Annotated in this window: 17 protein-coding genes; 8 read left to right on the top strand and 9 right to left on the bottom strand. The window is 63.8% G+C overall.

The genetic code is table 11. The features are described 5' to 3' along the window. Positions 1 to 90 precede the first annotated feature (90 nt). Positions 91 to 861 carry a methyltransferase domain-containing protein gene (locus DCG74_RS15890; RefSeq protein ID WP_172783903.1) on the bottom strand — a complete coding sequence of 257 codons (771 nt, stop codon included), beginning with the start codon at positions 859 to 861 and terminating at the stop codon, positions 91 to 93. Positions 862 to 1043: 182 nt separating this feature from the next. On the opposite strand from DCG74_RS15890, the gene DCG74_RS15885 reads away from it, so the two are divergent. Together DCG74_RS15885 and DCG74_RS15880 are read left to right on the top strand one after the other, a co-directional pair. Beyond that, entirely contained in the window at positions 1044 to 1787 is a 744-nt protein-coding gene (locus tag DCG74_RS15885; protein ID WP_172783902.1) for an SDR family NAD(P)-dependent oxidoreductase, read from the top strand. A gap of 146 nt (positions 1788 to 1933) precedes the next feature. Further along, positions 1934 to 3676 (top strand): SulP family inorganic anion transporter, encoded by a 1743-nt coding sequence (locus tag DCG74_RS15880; RefSeq protein ID WP_172783901.1) that lies wholly within the window; start codon positions 1934 to 1936, stop codon positions 3674 to 3676. A 182-nt stretch (positions 3677 to 3858) separates the two neighbouring features. On the opposite strand, the gene DCG74_RS15875 is transcribed toward DCG74_RS15880, so the two are convergent. The 5 genes from DCG74_RS15875 to DCG74_RS15855 form a co-directional block, all read right to left on the bottom strand. Beyond that, complete coding sequence (locus DCG74_RS15875; protein ID WP_246570620.1) at positions 3859 to 4476, bottom strand: hypothetical protein; 618 nt, start codon at positions 4474 to 4476, stop codon at positions 3859 to 3861. A 24-nt stretch (positions 4477 to 4500) separates the two neighbouring features. Then, on the bottom strand, positions 4501 to 5130 hold the full coding sequence (locus tag DCG74_RS15870; RefSeq protein WP_246708740.1) for a hypothetical protein: 630 nt from the start codon (positions 5128 to 5130) through the stop codon (positions 4501 to 4503). After that, the gene (locus DCG74_RS15865; RefSeq protein WP_172783900.1) at positions 5127 to 6161 is read right to left on the bottom strand and encodes a TAXI family TRAP transporter solute-binding subunit; all 1035 of its coding nucleotides are present in this window, start codon (positions 6159 to 6161) and stop codon (positions 5127 to 5129) included. Before DCG74_RS15865 ends, DCG74_RS15870 begins: the two co-directional genes overlap by 4 nt. A gap of 62 nt (positions 6162 to 6223) precedes the next feature. Then, on the bottom strand, positions 6224 to 7852 hold the full coding sequence (locus DCG74_RS15860; protein WP_172783899.1) for a hypothetical protein: 1629 nt from the start codon (positions 7850 to 7852) through the stop codon (positions 6224 to 6226). Between the two features lie 966 nt (positions 7853 to 8818). Then, on the bottom strand, positions 8819 to 9130 hold the full coding sequence (locus tag DCG74_RS15855; protein WP_172783898.1) for a hypothetical protein: 312 nt from the start codon (positions 9128 to 9130) through the stop codon (positions 8819 to 8821). Between the two features lie 169 nt (positions 9131 to 9299). On the opposite strand from DCG74_RS15855, the gene DCG74_RS15850 reads away from it, so the two are divergent. Then, complete coding sequence (locus tag DCG74_RS15850) at positions 9300 to 10343, top strand: medium chain dehydrogenase/reductase family protein (RefSeq protein WP_172783897.1); 1044 nt, start codon at positions 9300 to 9302, stop codon at positions 10341 to 10343. Between the two features lie 88 nt (positions 10344 to 10431). Here the strand turns inward: DCG74_RS15850 and DCG74_RS15845 are convergent, their stop codons facing one another. Both DCG74_RS15845 and cax read right to left on the bottom strand, forming a co-directional pair. Further along, entirely contained in the window at positions 10432 to 11433 is a 1002-nt protein-coding gene (locus DCG74_RS15845) for an ABC transporter substrate-binding protein (protein ID WP_172783896.1), read from the bottom strand. Between the two features lie 422 nt (positions 11434 to 11855). Further along, positions 11856 to 12959 (bottom strand): calcium/proton exchanger, encoded by a 1104-nt coding sequence (gene cax, locus DCG74_RS15840; RefSeq protein WP_172783895.1) that lies wholly within the window; start codon positions 12957 to 12959, stop codon positions 11856 to 11858. A 429-nt stretch (positions 12960 to 13388) separates the two neighbouring features. Here cax and DCG74_RS15835 point away from each other — a divergent pair, with 429 nt between their 5' ends. From DCG74_RS15835 to DCG74_RS15825, 3 genes are all read left to right on the top strand, one after another. Further along, a complete protein-coding gene (locus tag DCG74_RS15835) occupies positions 13389 to 13820 on the top strand; it encodes a pyridoxamine 5'-phosphate oxidase family protein (protein WP_172783894.1) in 432 nt (143 codons plus the stop codon). A gap of 11 nt (positions 13821 to 13831) precedes the next feature. Next, positions 13832 to 14107, top strand: coding sequence for a hypothetical protein (locus tag DCG74_RS15830; protein WP_172783893.1), 276 nt, complete (start codon positions 13832 to 13834; stop codon positions 14105 to 14107). Positions 14108 to 14421: 314 nt separating this feature from the next. Beyond that, positions 14422 to 15810: an MFS transporter gene (locus DCG74_RS15825; RefSeq protein WP_172783892.1), complete on the top strand. Its 1389-nt coding sequence runs from the start codon at positions 14422 to 14424 to the stop codon at positions 15808 to 15810. A gap of 5 nt (positions 15811 to 15815) precedes the next feature. Here DCG74_RS15825 and DCG74_RS15820 read toward each other — a convergent pair whose 3' ends face one another. Continuing rightward, positions 15816 to 17420 carry a B12-binding domain-containing radical SAM protein gene (locus DCG74_RS15820; RefSeq protein WP_172783891.1) on the bottom strand — a complete coding sequence of 535 codons (1605 nt, stop codon included), beginning with the start codon at positions 17418 to 17420 and terminating at the stop codon, positions 15816 to 15818. 340 nt (positions 17421 to 17760) lie between these two features. On the opposite strand from DCG74_RS15820, the gene DCG74_RS15815 reads away from it, so the two are divergent. Next, on the top strand, positions 17761 to 18210 hold the full coding sequence (locus DCG74_RS15815; RefSeq protein ID WP_172783890.1) for a (2Fe-2S)-binding protein: 450 nt from the start codon (positions 17761 to 17763) through the stop codon (positions 18208 to 18210). 12 nt (positions 18211 to 18222) lie between these two features. Then, the gene (locus DCG74_RS15810) at positions 18223 to 20409 is read left to right on the top strand and encodes a xanthine dehydrogenase family protein molybdopterin-binding subunit (protein WP_172783889.1); all 2187 of its coding nucleotides are present in this window, start codon (positions 18223 to 18225) and stop codon (positions 20407 to 20409) included. The last annotated feature ends 22 nt before the right edge of the window (positions 20410 to 20431 follow it).

The following is a 20431-nucleotide window of genomic DNA, read 5'->3' as shown; positions in this document are numbered from 1 at the left end:
CCAAGCTAACGTGGCGACCGCCAGATGCGCAAGCCGGTGCCCGCGCGAGTCCAAGGGGACGATCGCTTATGCCGCATTGCGGCAGTGCCATCAGCCCTTGAGCTGCGCGACCATGAAGAGGCGGCGGAACGGGAACAGCGTCTGCCCCGCCGCATTCTTCGGATAGGCCTTTGCGACGCGCATCCCGTAGGCGGCTTCGAACGCGGCTTTTTCCTCGCCTTGCAGAACGTCGAGATAGCGCGTCAGCCAAGTGCCCTTGGTCCATTCCTTCACGGGGTTGTCGCCTTCGAGCACCTGCAGATATTCGGTTTCCCAGATGTCGATGTTCGCCGACATCGGCGCGAGCAGATCGTGATAGAAGGCCGGCCCTTCCACCGGGGGCGGGGCGACGAGATGCTCCACCTTGGACCGCCATGGGCCGTCGAGCGCGGTCTCGCCGATCAGCACATGCGAAGGCGCGAGGAAATTGCGCGGCATCTGCACCGCGAGCATGCCTCCTGGCGTCACCTTCTCCATCAGCGACGGAAACAGTGCTGCGTGATTGGGCAGCCAGTGCAGTGCGGCATTGGAATAGATCAAGTCGTACTGTCCGGCGGGACTCCAATGGCCGAGATCTTCATGTGACCATTCCACGTCAGGGGCGGCCCTGCGTCCCGCCGCAACCATCTCGGCCGAGCCCTCGACACCGGTCACGCGCGCCTCAGGCCAGCGCTCCCCGATTAACTTGGTGACGTTGCCGGCGCCGGCGCCGAGATCGGCGATCGCGCGCGGGGCAAAATCCGGTATCCGCAGCAACAGGTCGACGGCGGGCCGGAGCCGATGGCCGGAGAACTTCAGATATTGCTGCGGATCCCAGACCATCCTTCGACGCCCTTGTTTTTCGTATTTCCTTCGCCAAGGCTTTTGTCCTTAAAAAAAGGCTCTTGTCCTTCGGCAAGCCTCTTGGTTACCACTGCTCGTCCCGCTCGGGCAATTCGCAAGCCCGCGGGACAGGGCAGGAAACCAACAACAAAACACAAGCAGGACCAAGAAAGCGTGCGACCATGGACCTCGGGCTCACATCGAAAACCGCTGTCGTCACTGGCGCGAGCATCGGCATCGGCCGCGCCATCGCCAAGGGCCTCGCCGCCGAAGGCGTGCGTGTCATCGGCGTGGCGCGCCGCACCGATCTCCTCGCCGAGCTGGTGAAAGAGGTCGGCGGCGGATTGATCATCCCGTTCGCGCAGGACGTGATGGCCAAGGACGCCGCCGAGACCATCGCGGCCTTTGCCGTGGAGGAGCTCGGCCATGTCGACATCCTCGTCAACAATGCCGGCGGCAGCCGTCCCCTGCCCGTCGATGCGCCCGACAGCAAATGGGACGAGGCGATCGCGCTCAACTTCACCAGCTACCGCCGCATCGCGCATGCACTGCTGCCGCAGATGATCGAGCGCAAATGGGGCCGCATCGTCAACATCACCGGCAAGTCGGAGCCGGAGGGCCTCAATGCCGCTTTCGCCGCCAAAGCCGCCGTGCACGCCTGGGCCAAGGGGCTCTCGCGCGAGATCGGCAAGCACGGCATCACCATCAACTGCATCCCGCCCGGCCGCATCATGAGCGAGCAGATCCGCCGCAACTACCCGCCGGATTACCGCGAGCGCTTTGCCGAGGAGGAGATCCCGGTCGGCTATTGGGGCGAGCCGGACGATCTGGCCGCACTCGCGGTGTTCCTGGCCTCGCCGGTGGCGCGGTACATCACGGGCACGGTGATCCCGGTGGATGGAGGACTGCGGCGGTATCAGTTCTAGAACCGCACGCTCTTCATGCACGTCCCAAGCATTGCTGCGCCGCGGAAGGGTCGAGGCATCGACAACGTTGATTTGCGTCAAGCGGACGGTCGAGCCGTTGCGAGATCCTCGCGCGCTATCGGCGAACCGACACGAGAGTGCGCGCGGTGAACGGTTGGACGCGTTGGGTGCCCGGGATCAACACGCTTCGCCACTACGAAGCTGATTGGCTTCGGCATGATGTATTCGCAGGTCTCGTGCTGGCGACCATGCTGGTCCCGGTCGGGATCGCCTATGCCGTGGCGTCCGGACTGCCGGGCATCCATGGCCTCTACGCGACCATCGTCCCGCTTCTGGCCTACGCGATGTTCGGTCCGAGCCGCATCATCGTGCTCGGACCCGACTCGGCGCTGGCCGCCGTCATCCTCGGTGTCATTGTCCCCTTGTCCGGCGGCGATCCGGTCCGCGCGGCCATGCTTGCCGCGATGATGGCGCTCGTTTCCGGAGCGGTGCTCGTTGTAGCGGGCATCGCACGGTTGGGGTTCGTGACCGAGCTGCTGTCCAAGCCGATCCGATACGGCTACATGAACGGGATCGCGCTGACCGTTTTGATCAGCCAGCTGCCAAAGCTGCTCGGCTTCTCGATCGAAAGCGAAGGACCGCTGAGAGACCTGTGGGCGATCGCCGTTGGGATCGGCGATGGCAAGATCAATTGGGCCGCATTCGCAGTCGGACTTGGCACGTTGATGGTCATCCTGCTGCTCAAGGACAACAAACGACTGCCGGGAATCCTGATCGCCGTCGTCGGAGCGACGCTTGTCGTCTCACTCCTCGACCTGGGAACCGGTTATGGTGTGAAAGTCCTGGGGCCACTCCCCCAGGGGCTGCCGGCCTTCTCCATCCCCAGGATCGGCTATAGCGATCTGATCCCCGTGCTGGCCGGCGGCTGCGCCATCGCTCTGGTCTCGTTCGCCGATACCAGCGTGTTGTCGCGAACCTATGCTGCTCGCTTGGGCGACAAGGTCGATCCGAACCAGGAGATGGTGGGTCTCGGCGCCGCCAACCTGGCAACCGGGTTTTTTCAGGGCTTTCCGATCAGCAGCAGCTCCTCGCGCACGCCCGTTGCCGAAGCGGCCGGCGCCCGCACCCAACTCACCTGCGTCGTCGGCGCGCTTGCGATCGCGTTCCTTCTGTTGGCTGCGCCAAACCTGTTGCAGCACCTGCCGAATGCCGCATTGGCCGCCGTGGTGATCGCAGCCGCGATCGGTCTGATCGAGATCGGTGATCTCAAACGGATCTACCGAATCCAGCGCTGGGAATTCTGGTTGACCGTGCTCTGCTTCGTCGGCGTGGCCGTGCTGGGCGCGATTCCGGGAATCGGCCTCGCCATCGCGGTGGCCATTGCCGAGTTTCTGTGGGACGGCTGGCGTCCACACTCCGCGATTCTGGGGCGGGCGCACGGCGTCAAGGGCTATCACGACATCACGAGATATCCCGATGCCCGCCTGATACCCGGACTGGTGCTGTTCCGCTGGGACGCGCCGCTGTTCTTCGCCAATGCCGAGTTCTTCAAGGAGCGTATTTTGGCCGCGGTCGAAAAATCGCCGACGCCCGTGCGCTGGCTGGTCGTCGCCGCCGAACCGGTCACGAGCGTAGACGTCACCGCCTGCGATACCGTTGCCGAACTGGACAAGGCGCTGCACGCCAGGGGCATCGAACTATGCTTTGCCGAGCTCAAGGATCCCGTGAAGGACAAGCTGAAGCGGTTTGGTTTGTATGCGCAGGTCGGCGAAGCCCAGTTCTTTCCGACCATCGGCTCGGCGGTCTCGAGCTACCTGGACATCAACAATGTCGAATGGGAGGACTGGGAAGATCAGGTCAAGGTCGGTTCGCAGCCCGTCGGATTGTAGAGCGAGAGCGAAACCGATCGTCGGAGCCGAGATGTCCTGCCAAAGCGGAATGGCTTTGCGTCGAAACGGCTGCCGCGGCCTCCCCGCTTGCGGGAGAGGGAGTGCACCTCCGTCGGCGCAGCGATCAAGCCTCACGCCATCATGCTCCAGCCGCGCATCCGATGGCCCCATACCGCCGGACCTCAGGGCTTGACGTAGCTCCAGCCCTGTTCCTGCAGCTCCATGACGCGGACGACACCCGATTTGACCACCGTCGCCTGAGGAATCAGATTGATGTCCTTGCTCTCCGCCTTCCGCATATTGTCCTGGGTATTGCCGCAGGCTTTGAAGGAGATTTCGGGATTGCTCATCGCGAGCACCTCGATGCGTGGCTTTACCGGCGAGGTATCATCGCGCAGCATATGAAGACCCGGACCAAAGGTGACGATCTCGATCGACACTGGTTCACCGAGATCGCGGTAATATTGAGCGACATTGCTCGCATTGTTGAGCGTGAGGTTCATCATCGCGGGGTCGTTGGAATTGACCTGCAATATCAGCTGATGCGGCTTTTTGGCGATCTCGGCCTTTGTCGCCTGAGCCATCGCCGCCCTGGTCGCAGCGGTTTGCTTGCCCGTGCGAGTCTGTCCCGGCTTGCTCGCCTGCGCCTGTCTACTCGGTTGCTTCGGATCGCTTACTTGATTCGTCGCGCTCGAGTGCGGATTCAACTGGTTGTCCTGCTGCGCCTGCACGCTTGGTACGACCAGAAGCACCATCGCCAGGCCGCCGATCGCTGCCATCGCCAATTTCGGATTGATCATCTCGTGTCTCCCGTTTCCTGACCATCACCTTCCTGGTCTGGCGACGCTATGTGGCCATTTGCATGCAGCCGCCATTCTCTTGCGCACGTTCCCAAATCCGCTGAGCAGGAATTGTCCGTCTTGCACCTGACCAGTGCGGGCGAAAAGGCGCACAACGATGTGACCTTCGTCGGGTAGCGCGTTCAGCAACTTTACGACGTCGCCCCCGAAAGCGACGCCGGAGCCGAATGACGGCGACGCTGCCGCGAGTTGCGTTGGCGTGTCCGCATTCAGCCGAAAGGAGATGACGTATTCGTTGGCGCTCCGTGACAGCGCCGGTCCGGCAATCGTGACTTCGGTGCGGCCTTTGCGGCAGTGGATTGCGAGCTGCATGGCGGCTCCATCGGAGCCGCCGACAGAGGATGTGATGGCGGTGACGATCGGCGAATAGTCGACCGGCGAGGTGGTCTCGCTGACCAGCCAGTTATCGTCCGACACCCGCCGGGCAAGCGGTGACAACTTGCGTGATGACTCTTGAAGACATTCCAGCCGGGCCGATCCGTCCATTCCCGAACAAGCCCGAAGTGCTTCCATGGAATCGCTCGCGCTTTGCGCGTAAGCAATTCCGCAGGCAACGTTGAAGACGACGGCGAGCGGGGCAACGGCAGTGTTCATGGCTTCGCCTGGGCGCTGCGCGCCTGGCGATCCAGCCATTCCTGCGCTGCCTGGAAGCGGGTCAGCCCCGGGATGGTTGCGGCAAGATTGATCGACCGCCATTTCGGATCAAAGCCTGGTGCCTGCAGGCGGTCGATCCGCGAGAACAGGTAGTCGACGAGGCGCGCCACCCGTTGATAGCGATTCGAGCCCGGCCGCCAGTTGAACGCAACGAGCGCCGTCGGCACCGCGATGGTCGAGACCCGGTCGCCCTGCTTGATCAGATTGGGATACTCGATCGCGTCCAACGTCGCGGGCAGATAATAATCCTCGAATCTCCTGTCGTAGTGGACCGGGAGAAACTTGAATCCGGCCTCCCAACGACCGCGTACGAAGGCGTCGACGGGCTTCGACGTGATGAACACTGCGGCCGACATCTCACCCTTGCGCATCTGTTCCAGGGCAAGCTGATGCGGAATGAACGTCTTGTCGACGTCGATGCCGAGGCGGCTGAAGATCAGCGGTCCGGAATAGGCGGCTGCGGTGCCCTGGGTATTGAAGTTCACTTTCTTGCCGGCAAGGTCCTGCAGGCTCGTGATCTCCGGCCGTACGAAGATGTGCAGCTCGGACGGGAACAGATTGAGCAGGTAGGTAATGCGGCTTTGGATCTGCGGAACCTGAAGCTTGTACTCGTCGAGCGCATCGGAATTGATGATCGCGGTATCGACACCACGCAGATAGAGCAGCGCATTCAGATTGTCGGTGGCGCCCCGGGTGACGATCGGCAGCAGATGCAGCTCTGCTCCGTCGTCGACGACACGGGCCATTTCTGCGGCGAGACGAATCGGCGCGCCCTCGAGCAGACCGCCGGCGAGCCCGACGGTCCAGGCGTTCATCCGGTCCTTTTCTCTCTCCTGAGGGAGCGGCCCTCGTGCATCCGCCTTGGCAGATCTTGCGGTTTGCGCTTCCAGGCAAGCCGGTTGAAGCAGCACGGCAATCGGCACCAGCGCGACGAGCAGGAGCGACGAGAGCGACCTTGGCACCTTGTTCATGTCGTTCCTTTCCGGATGACCCACTGCAACCACTCGTCCCAGCATGAATGCAAAGCCCACGCTCAGTGATGCAATGCATCCAGTCGTTCCTTGGCTCCGCGGATGCCGCTCCTCTGTGCCTTCGCGTAGAGCTCTCGCGCCTTGGCCGCCTCGCCGCGCGTTCCATAGGCCCCCCAAGCGGACAGAACCGCGGGATCATATGTCTCCGCGAGCATGAAGGTCGCCTGCGCGATGTTCTTCTCGGCAGCGAGCTCGAGGACAATCCGCGCTGCACCGATATTGCCCTGATCGAGCAACGCTCTGGCACGCGGGATCAATCGGGCCTCCACTTCGTCCTGGCCTGGACTCGTCGGCGGCTCCGCTGCGGTCACGTTCTGCGCCGTCGATGGAATCGGACCGTCGTTTCTTTGCGCAACCGGGGCGCGCTCATCGGTGAGGCGCGATACCGAGGCGAGGCTTCTCTCCCTGGCTTCAGTCCTGCTCCGCTCCTGGTGCAGCGACTGCCGCAATTCGGCGATCTCCCGGTTCGCCGCCTGTCTCTGCTGCGAGGCTGCATCGTTCGCCTCGCGCAGATGCTCGTTCAGGGTTTCGATGTCTCCGCGCATTTGCGCAAGTTTGCCCTCCAGCGCGGCAACGTGAGCCTGGGCCTCTTCGAAGGCACGGCGTTGGTGCTCGGCGTTCTCCGTTGCCGACCGCGCAGCGTCCTCCTGTTGTGCGAGGGCTGCGTTCTTGTCGCGCTCCCGCTGCAGGGACTGCCGCAATTCCGCGATCTCCCGTCCCGCCGCCTCGCTTTGCTCCGCCGCCGCATTGTCGGCCTGAGCCGATCCGCGAGCCATGCCGGCCAGCTCGCTCGCGAGCGCCGCGGCGCGTGACTGCGCCTCGTAGCGTTCTTGCTCGGCGCTTGCCGCTAGCGCCTGCGCGGCGCTCACTCGCTTCGCCTGGACAGCGCTCTTCTCCCGCTCCTGCTGCAGGGACTGCCGAAGTTCAGCGATCTCCCACGCCGCCGCATCCCTCTGCTGCGTGGCCGCCTCGTCCGCGTCGCGCGCCTGCGCGATACGGGCCTCGATTTCGCGGCGGGTTCCGGCAAGTTCGTCCGCGAAGGCGGCGCCGCGGGCCTGCTCCTGTTGAAGCGACTGCCGCAGCTCCTCCGCGGCAATTTCCGCCGCGTGCGTGCGCTGGACCGCCTCGTCAAGCTCGCTGCGCGCGCCGGCCAGCTCACCGGAGAGCGCGTCACTGCGCGGAGCGTCGGCGTCGAGCCGTTGTCGAGGTCCCGCCGTGCTTGCCGAGACCGCCTGCACCAGGACCTCGGACGTTTCGCTCTGAAGGAGTGCTAGCGATCCGGTCCCGATGTCCGGCCGCTGGTCGAGGCCGGCGGCGCTCCCGCCGTCAATGCGTGTCATTTCGAGAGTCGTTTGTGCCTTGAACGGGTCGAAAGCACCGAGCAGGGTCACCCCAATGAAGATGAGGGGGACCAGAACGACAGCCGCAACGAGCGAACTGCCCGATGTTGCCTCCTCCGGATCGACATCCTGGGTCTCAGGATCCAATGGGGTCGGTGAAAAGCCGATCGGCGAGCCGTCCTTGGCTACCCATCTGCCCGTCTCGAGCGACTCGTGACCGAGCTCCCCCGCCGCGTCTTCTATCCGGGTGTTTTCTCGATCCCTGGGTCCAGTATCGATTGATCGGCGCATGCATTACGCCTCTCTTGCGGCGCGGGGGACGTCCAAATTAAATATAATAATTAACTGAAATACATATAATTTCCACGATATTCAAGAGTCAAATTAAATATGCTCGCCGATGCCGCTACACGGCTCAATACATCGCATGGAATATAGGGCTGGCGCCCCGAATCTGCGTATCTGACCATGTTCTCGTCGCGTCTCGGCATCGAGGAGTGACCATGCGCATTGCATTGCCGTATTTGGGAATTGGCGTCTGTTTGTCTGTTGCTACCTGGTTGGCGCTTGGGCTTGTGCTCTAGCAGCGGTTTACCGCAAACGAGTTCGGAATCGACTTGGGACGGTCCCCCGAAATCACCGCTCCAACGGCGGTTTGACCTTTGGCTTGTCCGACCGCGTCGGCCACGTCTCCTCCCGCGCGTTGTCGACCCAATTCACACCTTGTGAATGAACCTGTGTTATAGTCATTAAGACTATAGGTTTGAGCCATTCTGTTTTGTCTGTTTTGTCGCCCAAGTCGGTCATTTCTTAAAGGTCACAGTTTGGGGCGCGTCATGAGTACTCATGGTCAGTGCGACCGTATTGCGATTCTGCGTCAACGTGTTTCGTCTCTCAGCTCTCAACTGGCAGAGCTTCAGAACCTTCGTATCCGCCTGGAAAAAGCTCAGGAAAGACGAATCCGCAGACGTTCAAAGGTCACAGCTACCTCGGCGAGGCGACGCCGATCTTGGCAGTAGGGGCGCCTCGACAGCCCAAGCCCGCGGGCGGCGGCGATCAGGCCGGCGAGAGCGAAGCGAACCCATCGACAACGTTCGCCGCCAAGCCTGATCGGCTTCGCAACGACTCTACCTATCCAACGCGCTGACCGAACTTCAACAAGGGGTCCGACTTCGGTGCCGGGCCAGCAGGTGACATCGGTCGTGCAGCAAGAGACCGCCCGAAGGCGGTCTCGTAGGCGCGAGCGAAGGCGCTCCTTCAAAGATCAACCTGGACGGCAATGTTGGAGCGCACCCAATCCGATTGCCCTGCCTTCAGCCGCTTGGCTTGAAATTCAACGAAAGCCGGATCGGCGCCCAGTGACGCCAAGGTGCGACCATAGGCTTCGACGCTATCAAAGCGGGCCACGAAGGCGTAGTTCCCGATCTCGCCACCGATCACCGACCAATAGCTGACATCGGCCCCGTGTTTCCTCCAGAGTGTCGCGCCCTCTTTTGCCAGCTGTAGGACCGTCGCAAGATCGCTACCGGGCCTTGGATGCGAAACGAACTGCATAATGACTGCAGGCATATTCCCCTCCAATGATGAATGATGGCGCCAGACAACCTGGTTTGGTCATTTGGCCCGAGGAGAATTCCAAGCGGTGCACGCTCAAGCTTGATCTGGATCAATCCACTGTTCAAGCCCGACTGCAGTCTGCCTCCCTTGCGCTGAATTGCGGCATTGCATGGAGATTGCCATGATGGAGCAGCGCAATCGAGTTGTTCAGGTCGGCAGCTTCGGTGATCCCGAGACGCTGGAGGTTGTCGACGGTCCCCTGCCGAACGCTGGCCGGGGCGAGGTGCGCGTTCGCGTGCTCGCATCGAGCCTCAACTACACCGAGGTGCTGATCAGGCGCCACCTATACCCGCAAACGATGCGCCTCCGGCCGCCGTTCGTGATGGGCTACGACGTCGTGGGAGCAATCGATCAGCTCGGCGAAAGCGTGCGCGACTTTCAGATCGGCGACCGCGTGGCCGACATGACGGTGGTAGGATCAAACGCCGAGTATCGCACGCTTCGGGCCAACGACCTGACCCGCGTGCCCTTGGGCGTGGACGCCGCTGAAGCGGCCGCTCTGATCTTGAGCTGGACCACCGCCTACCAGCTTCTGCACCGCGCGGCCAAGGTGCGGCGAGGCCAACGTGTGCTCGTTCATGGGGCCGCCGGCGCGGTCGGCCAGGCTCTGCTCGTGCTTGGGAGACTGGCCGGCCTCGAGCTGTGGGGCACCGTACGCGGCGAGCACATGGCGCTCGTCCGAAACCTGGGGGCAGCGCCGATCGACTACCAGCATGAGGACTTCACGCGGATTCTGCCGGGTGGATTCGATGTCATCGTCGACGGCGTCGGCGAAGACGGCTATCGCCGCTCATACGCGGCGCTCAAGCCCGGCGGCCTGCTCTGTGCCATCGGCTTTTCGGCGAGCGTGCAGGCACAGCGTCGGATGCTCCCTGTCATGATGGAGATCGCGCGACTGTACCTGTGGAGATTGTTGCCCGGTGGCAAGCGAGCCCGCTTCTACTCGGTCAATGCCATGCGGGCGCGACATCCCAGCTGGTTCAAGGAGGACCTGGAGCAACTGTTCGGGCTGCTGGCAAGTGGTGCCATTCGGCCGCGCATCGCCGAGCGGATCTCCTTCGAGGAGGTCGCCGATGCTCACCGTCGCCTCGAGGCTGGCGGTCTCGAAGGCAAGCTCGTGCTTTGCCCGGATCTCTCCTCGCGACGAAGCCAGCGCGCCGTCTGACACGACGGCACGGTGCACCCCACCGGCGCGACATCGAAGCCGCGCTCGCACGCGAACCCGCTTCGGTGCAGGAAGGCTGGTGGGCTGCTCATTCGATCACCTCGTCGGCGACCAGGAGAAAGTCTCGACCAATCGACAAGCCAAGCGTCCTGGCCGTTGCAAGATTTATGACCAGCTCGAACTTGGTCGGCTGCTGTATCGGCAATTCGGCCGGCTTTGCGCCTTTGAGAATTCTGGCCAGGTAGCTGGCGGTGGCACGCGACAAGTCAGGCAGGTTGACGCCGTAGGAAACCAGGCCCCCCAGGTCCACTGCCTCTCTGGCGGCGTAGATCGCCGGCAGGCGGTTCTTCTCGGCAAATGGCACAATCCGCGCGTACTGGCTGTACAGCATCGGGCTGGGAAACAGGACGAGGCCATCGGCGCGCGCCTTGGCCAAGTCCGCGAACGCGCCTTCGAGATCGGCAGGACCGTCCGCCGACACAAGCTGAAGCTTGGCTCCGAGAGATTGAGCGGCACTCTCGATTTCGTTCAGCATCCCCTTCATCGTGCGCTCACCGTATGCCCGGGGGTGCCACAGCACGACGACGCGCGAAAGACCTGGAACGATCACCTTGAGCAATTGAAGCCGTTTGGACAACAGCTCCGGGCCAAGAAATGTCGTCCCGGTAACATTGCCGCCCGGCCGCGCCAGGCTGGAAGCGAGTTCGTCCTCGACGGGATCGGCCATGCCGATGCCGACAATGGGAACGGTGGAAGTCGCTTTCCTGGCGGCGCGGACAGCCGGGGTAGCCAACGCAACGATTGCGTCGACCCGTTGCGCCACGAATTCCTGTGCGAGCTCGCTGAGCTTGTCGGCATCGCCGTCGGCGAATCTGCGGTGAAATGCGACATCCTTTCCTTCGGCATAGCCGAGCTCACGCAAGGCCGGGACAAACGCATCGAGCGTCTTCAGACTTGCGTCGGATTTGTCGCCACGGCCGAGCGAAAGGACGCCAATCTGGCGAAGCCTGGTCAATTGCTGAGCATGAGCTGCGAACGGCCACGTGGCAGCCACACCCCCGATGACAGTGATGAACTGGCGCCGTTTCATGGGGCCCTCGGCCAAAGCACGAAACATCGTACAGACAAAGGGCGACGCCATGGAAGTGCAATCGGGCCGGGGAAAGCCCGCTTCGGGCCCGGTGCCCAACACGATTGCCGTGCCGAAGAAGCGGCGCTTCGCCTCTGAATCCCACTTGCCCCTGTCAGGCGGACGCGTGCCTCGCCACGCCTCAAATGCTTGATCCAGATCAAGCCCGTCACGGCAGCGCCACACCGGAATAGGCCGGATGGCCGCGCAGTGGGGCTATCGCGGCTATGGCTATCGCGGCCTCGGTTATGGCTTGGCCGGCGCCGTCGGCGGCGGCGCGATCGCGCGAGGATTGAGAAGCGCTTTCGCTTCTTCGGAGAATGGCTCGCCGACAGCCGCCATTCTCCGGCCAACCAATTCAACCGGCGACGCGAAAGCCACCTTCATCCCTGGCCCGCCGGCGGGACCACGTACAGCGTCAGCGCGAACACCGCATAGATGAAGATCATCAGGGCGCCGACGAACCAGGCCGAGCGCCCGCTGGCCGTGATGAAGGCCGACGTCACCGTCGCGATCATCACCATGGTGACGGCCCCCGGCCAGAACTGCAGGTCCATCGGCTTCGGCCCCACCACATAGCTGAGCAGCACCAGCGCGGGTGCGACGAACAGCGCGATCTGGGAAGCGCTGCCGAGCGCGATGCTGACGGCCATGTCCAGCCGGTTCTTGCGCGCCGCGGCGAAGGCCACCGCAAATTCGGCGGCGGCGCCGACCAGCGAGACGACGATGAAGCCGACGAAGGCTGGGCTCATTCCGAAGGTTTCCGCCGCCTTCTGCACCGATTCCACGAAGATCTCGCTGACCAGCGCCACCAGCACGGTGACAACCAGCAGCGTGCCGACGGCTGTTCCGATCGGCCAGTGCGCCTCCTTGTCGTCCTCGCCATGATCGGCGCTGGCGAACAATTCCTTGTGGGTTCGAAGCGAGAACAACAGGCCGAGCCCGTAAGCGAGGATGAGCAGGATCGAAATGCCGAGGCTGAGCTTGTTGAGGATGCCCCCGCCCTGCGGCAGGTGGTCGAGTTCGGCAACCGCCGACGGCGCAAGCAGGGCAACGGTCGCCATCAGCAACAGGCCGGACGAAAGCCGCGCGCCGGCGCGGTTATACTCCTGCACGTGATAGCGCAGGCCGCCGAGCAGCAGGCAGGCGCCCAGCATGAACACCGCGTTGGTAACGATCGCACCCGCGATCGAGGCCTTCACCAGCATGTACTGGCCTGCGCGCAGCGCCGCGATGGCGATGATCAGCTCGGTCAAATTGCCGAGGGTTGCATTGAGCAATCCGCCCACGGCATCGCCTGTCTTCGCGGCGACCGCCTCGGTGGCGTGGCTGAGCAGCGCCGCCAGCGGCACGATGGCCAGCACCGACAGCACGAACAGCAGCGTGTGAGAATGCGGCGCCACCGCCTCGGCCACCAGCACGATGGGCACGAAGGCCAGCATCCAGAGCAAAGGGGTATTCCGGATTTCCCTGAGCAGGGTCTGCATGTGGGCCGCCCTTCCATCGATGCGCTGATAGGAGAGTCCGGCGCGTTCGCCGCACGAGTCTTGATCTGCCTCAACGAGAAGGGATTAGAGGCGCCACCGCATGGCCAGAGGCGATGCTCAGGCCCGAGGCACGACGAGGATCCGTCCCCAGGTCATCGGGCATCAGGATGGCAGGGCTCGCGCCAACTGCAGCGCGGATTGGACGCCGTCCTCCAGGATTTGCCGTGCCCTGGCGCGGTCGGACACCGCTCGCGCGAATTGCAGAATGCCCACCATGAGTCCGAAGATGGCCAATAGCGGTATCGCCGACACATGTTCGTGAGACCGGCTCGCGATTCACCAGCTGATATGTAGGCACGTACCCCATTCCATCCTTCTGGGAACACGGGCCTAATTCCGCAGTTGCTCCAGCTCACTGGAGAAAAATTCATGCCCAAGACATCGCTCGCCGAGATCGCCAAGGACATGGCCGGCATCGACATTGCCATTTTGTCGACCCACACCGAGAACGGCGAGATCGCCAACCGTCCCATGAGCAACAATGGCGACGTCGCCTATGACGGCACCTCGTACTACTTCACCTACGAACAGGCGCGGACGGTGTCGGATATCCAACGCAATCCGAAAGTGGCGCTCGGATTTTCGTCGGAAGCGGGCCTTTTCTCGAAGGGGACCTACGTGGCCGTCGAAGGGACTGCCGAACTGATCCGGGACAAGGCGGCCTTCCAGCAGCACTGGACGAGCGATCTCGACAGATGGTTCGAAGACGGGGTCGATACGCCGGGCATCGTCCTGATCAAGGTCAAGGCCAACCGCGTGACCTATTGGAAAGGTCGTGAAGAGGGTGAGGTCGAGCTCTGATCGACAGGATCGTGAGGCGGATTCTTGAGTGGTTCTTCCGGAGCCGCGAAACAGGCGCCATCACCATCGCTCAGTGGCCCAATCTCGTTCTATGGATCGTGATCGTTGCGGCCGTTCTGCTTTGGCTATGGCCGTCTGCCGGCAAGGCCAGCATCGGCTTGACGGTCGTCGTGAAAGGCGGACTCATCATGTGGGGCGCCGATGAGATCCTCCGCGGCGTGAACCCTTGGCGACGCTGCCTCGGCGCTGCCGTGGTGCTCTATGTGCTCGTGACGCTTTTGCCGTGAAGGCTGCTGTCCAGGCGCCGTCACGATAGCATCCTGCTAGTGTTTTGCCCGACGGGTCAACTTGATCGCGGCTGCGACCGCCGTTTGCGACACGGCGGGAAAATGCCTTGTCGATCAAAGGGCCTCCTACTGTGCATGGGGTTGTTTTTCGACTTTTTTGTTGTGGCCTCCCCCTGCGCACGCAGCGCGAGCCGCATCGCCTGACCTTCGCGCATACTCAGCATGCAAGCTTGCGCCTGTGGAAGCCGGCGCCTCCGTAGTACATGCCGAACATCCCACCATGGCTACGCCGCCGGAGCAGCGCGCCAACGAAAATGACGATCACGTTACCTGCCGCCGCGCGCGAGCCCGACCATCCCACCGCCGACGGCCTTCCGGCGACGCAGCGGCGCTGGGCGGTCGCGGCGATCTTCACTGCGCTCGCGATGGCCTCGCTCGACACCGCGATCGCCAACATCGCCCTGCCCTCCATCGCCGCCGACCTGCACGTCACGCCGGAGCAGTCGGTGTGGGTGGTCAACGTCTACCAGATCGCGCTGGTGGCGACGCTGCTGCCGCTGGGGGCGCTCGGCGAGATCGTCGGGCACCAGCGCATCTATCTCGGCGGCCTGATCCTGTTCACCATCGCCTCGCTGTTCTGCGCGGTGGCATGGTCGCTCGACAGCCTCCTGGTGGCGCGCACCCTGCAAGGCTTGGGGGCGAGCGGCATCATGAGCGTCAACACGGCGCTGGTGCGCTTCGTCTATCCCGGCCGCATGCTCGGCCGGGGTTTCGGTCACAACGCGCTCGTGGTCGCGACCGCCTTCACCTTCGGGCCCTCGATCGCCTCCGCCATCCTGGCGCTCGGACCGTGGCCGTGGCTGTTCGCCGTCAACATCCCGTTCGGCCTCGTCGCCATCGGCATAGGCTTTGCCATGCTGCCGAAGACCCCGCGCGCCGATCACGGCTTCGACTTGCTCGGCGCGATCCTGGCCACCGCCTGCCTCGGCCTGTTCATCACCGGCATCGGCAGCGCCGCGCACAATCTGTCGCCAATCGTTGTCGGCATCGAGTTGGTCACCGCCCTCGTGCTTGGCGTGATCCTGACCCGCCGCCATGCCGATCATCCCGCGCCGATGCTGCCGATCGACCTGTTCGCCAGGCCGATGTTCGCCCTGTCGGCGGCAACGGCCGTGTGCTCCTTCGCAGTCCAGGGCCTCGCCTTCGTCTCGCTGCCGTTCTATTTCGAGGACGTGCTCGGCCGCTCGCAGGTCGAGACCGGCTTCTTCATGACGCCGTGGCCGCTGGTGGTCGGCATCATGGCGCCGATCGCAGGCCGTCTCTCCGACCGCCATGCCGTCGGCCTGCTCGGCGGCATCGGTCTCGTGCTGCTCGGTCTCGGCATGGCGCTGCTGGCGGCACTGCCGGCCAATCCCGCGATCCCTGACATCATCTGGCGAATGGTGATCTGCGGCATGGGGTTCGGCTTCTTCCAGGCGCCAAACATGAAGGCGGTGATGGCAAGCGCGCCGGCTCACCGCAGCGGCAGCGCCTCCGGCATCGTCGCGACCGCGCGCCTGACGGGGCAGACGACCGGCGCGGCGCTTGCCGCCGCCTGCTTCGCGCTCGCAGGTCATGACGGCGCGACACTGGCGCTGGCGCTCGGCGCGGGCTTTGCCGCGCTCGGCAGCGTGATGAGCTTGCTGCGGCTCGCGGTGAAGTAAGCCGGTCAGGCCGCCGTCACGCCGACGGCCACGGGAGCGACGGTCTCGTTGTCCAGCGCGGCCAGGCGCTCGTCGATGGCCGCGACGACCTTGCGCGAGTACGGTCCGAGATGTGCATAGGCCGCGATCATCTGCACGGCGATGCGCGCCGACGACGTGTCGCGCTTGGCGCAGTTCATAAAGGTCTGCCAGAGCGGCGCCCGCGCCTCGGGAAGGGCGGAGACCACCTTGTGCACGGTCTCCATGGCGCCGAGCTTGGAGCGGATATCACCTTCGGCAAGCTCGGAACGCTGCCTGGACCGGTCGAGCAGCGTCATCAGGCGATCGACGCGTGCTGCGTAGGCGGCCGGGCTGTAGACGTGCTCCAGCACCCGCTTGTAGTCCGTCAGGATGTCGCGCAACGGGCGGACCGGATCGAAGTTGATGCCGGCCGTGCACTGATCGGCACCGATGGTCGGCGCCACGTCGTGGCCCGAATGCAGCCGGCCTTCGCGCTCCAGCCGGCGCGTGAGCTGCGTGTTCGGCAAGGCATAGAGCAGGCCGACCATGGCCACGGGGATAGCCGCCTCCTCGATGAACTCGATCATCGACTCCGCCATCGAGACCTTCTCGTTGTCGAAGCCGACGATGAAGCCCGCGGTGACGAGCATGCCAGCGGCGTAGATCTTGTGGATGCTCTCGGCGATGTTGCGCCGCGTGTTCTGCTTCTTGCGCATCGCGACCAGCGTCTCGGGGTCCGGACTTTCGATGCCGACGAAGATGCCGAAGAAATTGGCCGCACCCATCAGCTCCAGGAGCTCCGGATCGTCGGCGAGGTTGACGGAAGCTTCCGTGGAGAATTCGAACGGATAGCCGTGCGTGCGCTGCCATTCGGCGAGCTTCGGCAGGAATTGCCGCAGCGACTTCTTGTTGCCGATGAAATTGTCGTCGACGAAATCCAGATGGCCGCGATAGCCCATCTTGTAGATCGTCTCGAGCTCGACGAACATCTGCTCGATCGTCTTGGTCCGCGGCACGCGCCCGTAGAGCTCGATGATGTCGCAGAACTCGCAGGTGAAGGGACAGCCGCGCGAATATTGCACCCCGAGATAGAGATAGTCCTCGAACTTGAGCAGGTCGAAACGCGGCACCGGCGTCTTGGTGACGTCGGCCTGGAACTTCGGCGCAGTGAAGACGCCGGACCGCGCGCCGCTCTCCCAGGCCGCGATGAAATCGTCGATGACGCTCTCGGCCTCGCCGAGCACCCGGAAATCGGCCCGCTCGTAGATGTGGGGGCTCGAGGTCGGATCTGGTCCGCCGACCACGACCGGCTTGCCCACGGCGCGGCAGAGCTCGATCAGGCGCAACGTGTCGGCCTGCTGGGGCAACATACCGCCGGTGAACACGACGTCGGCCCAGGCGAGATCCTCCTCGCCGAAGGGCGCCGTGTTGCAATCGATCAGCCGGACCGTCCAGCTCTCGGGCAGCATCGCGGCAACGGTGATCAGGCCGAGGGGGGCGGCCGGGCGCTTGACACCCAGCACTTTGCAGGATTCGCCGAAGGTCCAGAAGGACTCTGCCGAGAACAGCGGGTAGAGCATCAGTACGTTGCAGGGACTCGGCACGTTCATGGAACTCCTTTTGCGTCGGCGCAGTGTACCAAAGCGCCCGCGACTTGCACCCCGGCAAAAGAGACAAACTGTCGCCGCTGCGCAAGCCGCGCAGGGCCCTGGAACCGGCCTTCGCAGCCGGACGTCGCCTCAAGCCACGGATTGACGCCCTCGGAATAAGGCGTCAACCCGAATCGATTGCGAAGGGATGAGCCAAAACGGCGTCCCGGTCCATACGCCAGAGCGACACGGCCATGCGTCCCCGCCACCCCTCGGACTGTTGATTTGAACCGTTCCAGTTTGCCGGACACATTGCGCCCCTGAGTTCAATCGGTGGATTGGGCCAATCAGGGGACTTGCGATGGCAAACCTAACAATCAACGGAAAAACCTTCACGCTCGACGTCGAGCCGGATACGCCGCTGCTCTGGGCGATCCGCGAGAATGCCGGCCTGACCGGCACTAAATATGGTTGCGGCATTGCACAATGCGGCGCCTGCACGGTTCACCTCGACGGCGTCGCGATGCGCTCCTGCGGGATCTCGGTCAGCGAGGCCGAGGGCAAGAAGATCACCACTATCGAGGGGCTCGCCTTGGGCAATGCGCTGCACAAGGTGCAGGAGGCCTGGATCGCCCAGGACGTGCCGCAATGCGGCTATTGCCAGAGCGGCATGATCATGGCGGTGGCCGCGCTCTTGAACGAGAAGCCGAAGCCGACCGACGCCGACATCGACGAGGCCATCACCAATATCTGCCGCTGCGGCACCTTCCAGCAGGTCCGCGAGGCGATCCACACGATCGCGAGCGCGTAAGGAAATCCTCACATGAACAAGCATATCTCGCCGCGGCTCAATCGCCGCGCCTTCGTCATTGGCACGGCCGCGGTCGGTGCGGGCCTCGCCATCGGCCTCGACCTCCCCTTCGGCGGCCCCGCCGTGGTCCGCGCGGCCGACGGCTCGCCCGAGATCGGCGCCTGGGTCGTGGTCAGGCCGGACGACACCGTGGTGATTCGCATCGCCCGCTCGGAGATGGGCCAGGGCTCGCTGACCGGCCTCGCCCAGTTGGTGGCCGAGGAGCTCGAATGCGACTGGACCAAGGTCACCACCGAATATCCGACGCCGGGCCAGAGCGTCGCCCGCAAGCGCGTGTGGGGTGATTTCTCCACCGGCGGCAGCCGCGGCATCCGCTCCTCGCAAGACTATGTCCGCAAGGGCGGCGCCACCGCGCGCGTGATGCTGATCCAGGCCGCAGCCGACGCCTGGAAAGTGCCGGCCTCCGAATGCAAGGCCGAGAACAGTGTCATCACCCATACGCCGTCGGGCCGGACCACGACCTACGGCAAGGTCGCCGAGGCTGCGGCGAAACTGACGCCGCCGGCGGACGTCAAGCTGAAGGATCCGAAAGACTGGAAGCTGATCGGCAAGGGCGTCAATCGGCTCGACACCGCCGACAAGACCACCGGCGCGATGGTCTACGGCATCGATGTCAAGCTGCCGGGCATGCTGAACGCCGCGATCAAGGATTGCCCCGTGTTCGGCGGCAAGCTGAAGAGCTTCGACGAAGCCAAGATCGCCGGCATGAAAGGCGTCAAGAAGGTCGTCAAGGTCGGCGACACCGCGGTCGCCGTCGTCGCCGACACCTGGTGGCACGCCAAGACCGCGCTCGAGGCGCTGCCGATCGTCTGGGACGAAGGCGACAACGCAAAGGTTTCCAGCGAGTCGATCGCGAAATGGCTGGCGGAGGGGCTCGACAATTCGCAGCCGGCCTATGTCGGCAACAAGAACGGCGACGCCAAGGCTGCGATTGCCGGTGCCGCCAAGAAGGTCGAGGCTGTCTACGCCTATCCCTACCAGAACCACGCCACCATGGAGCCGATGAACGCCACCGCGCTCTACACCGCGGACAAATGCGAGGTCTGGTGCGGCACGCAGAACGGCGAGGCGGCGTTTGCAGCGGTGCTGGAAGCGTCCGGCCTGCCGGCCGAAAAGTGTGACGTGCACAAGGTGATGCCAGGCGGCGGCTTCGGCCGGCGCGGCCAGACCGACTATGTCCGCCAGGCCGTCATGATCGCCAAGCAAATGCCGGGCACGCCGATCAAGCTGTTGTGGTCGCGCGAAGAGGACATGGCGCACGGCAGGTATCACCCCATCACCCAGTGCAAGATGACCGGCGCGTTCGATGCCAACAACAATTTGATCGCCCTACACTACCGCCTGTCCGGGCAATCTATCCTGTTCTCGCTCCGCCCCGAAGCGTTGCAGAACGGGATGGATCCCGCGGCATTCCAGGGCGTCGCCCAATCCGGCGAAGCCGCGATCGGCTATTCGGTGCCGAACCTTCTGGTCGAGCATGCGATGCGCAACCCGCACGTCCCGCCCGGCTTCTGGCGCGGCGTCAACGTCAATCACAACGCGATCTACATGGAATGCTTCATGGACGAGCTCGCCCAGGCCGCAGGCCAGGACCCGCTCGAATTCCGCCGCAAGCTGATGGGCAACCACCCCAAGCACCTTGCGGTGCTCAACGCGGTTGCCGAGAAGATCGGCTGGACCACGCCGGCGCCGCAAGGCGTCTATCGCGGCATCGCGCAGGTCATGGGCTACGGCAGCTATGTCGCCGGCGCCGCCGAGATCTCGGTGACCGACGGCAGCAAGATCAAGGTGCATCGCATCGTCGCCTCCACCGACCCCGGCTACGTCGTCAATCCGGCGCAGGTGGAGCGACAGGTCGCCGGCTCCTTCGTCTATGGCCTCTCCGCGCTGTTCTACGGCGGCTGCACGGTGAAGGACGGCAAGATCGAGCAGACCAACTTCGACACCTACAATTCGATGCGCATCAACGAGATGCCGAAGGTGGAGACGGTGATGGTGCCGAGCGGCGGATTCTGGGGCGGCGTCGGCGAGCCGACCATCGGCGTCGCGGCCCCGGCGGTGCTGAATGCGTACTTTGCCGCGACCGGCAAGCGCATCCGCCAGGTGCCGCTGCGCGACCAGAACATCACCTTCGCGTAAAGCATGATCAGGAAAAGTGTGG

Source organism: Bradyrhizobium sp. WBAH42, from assembly GCF_024585265.1.
Classification (GTDB): Bacteria; Pseudomonadota; Alphaproteobacteria; order Rhizobiales; family Xanthobacteraceae; genus Bradyrhizobium.
Note: the sequence above shows the minus strand (reverse complement) of the source record. Positions and strands in the feature narration are given on the sequence as shown.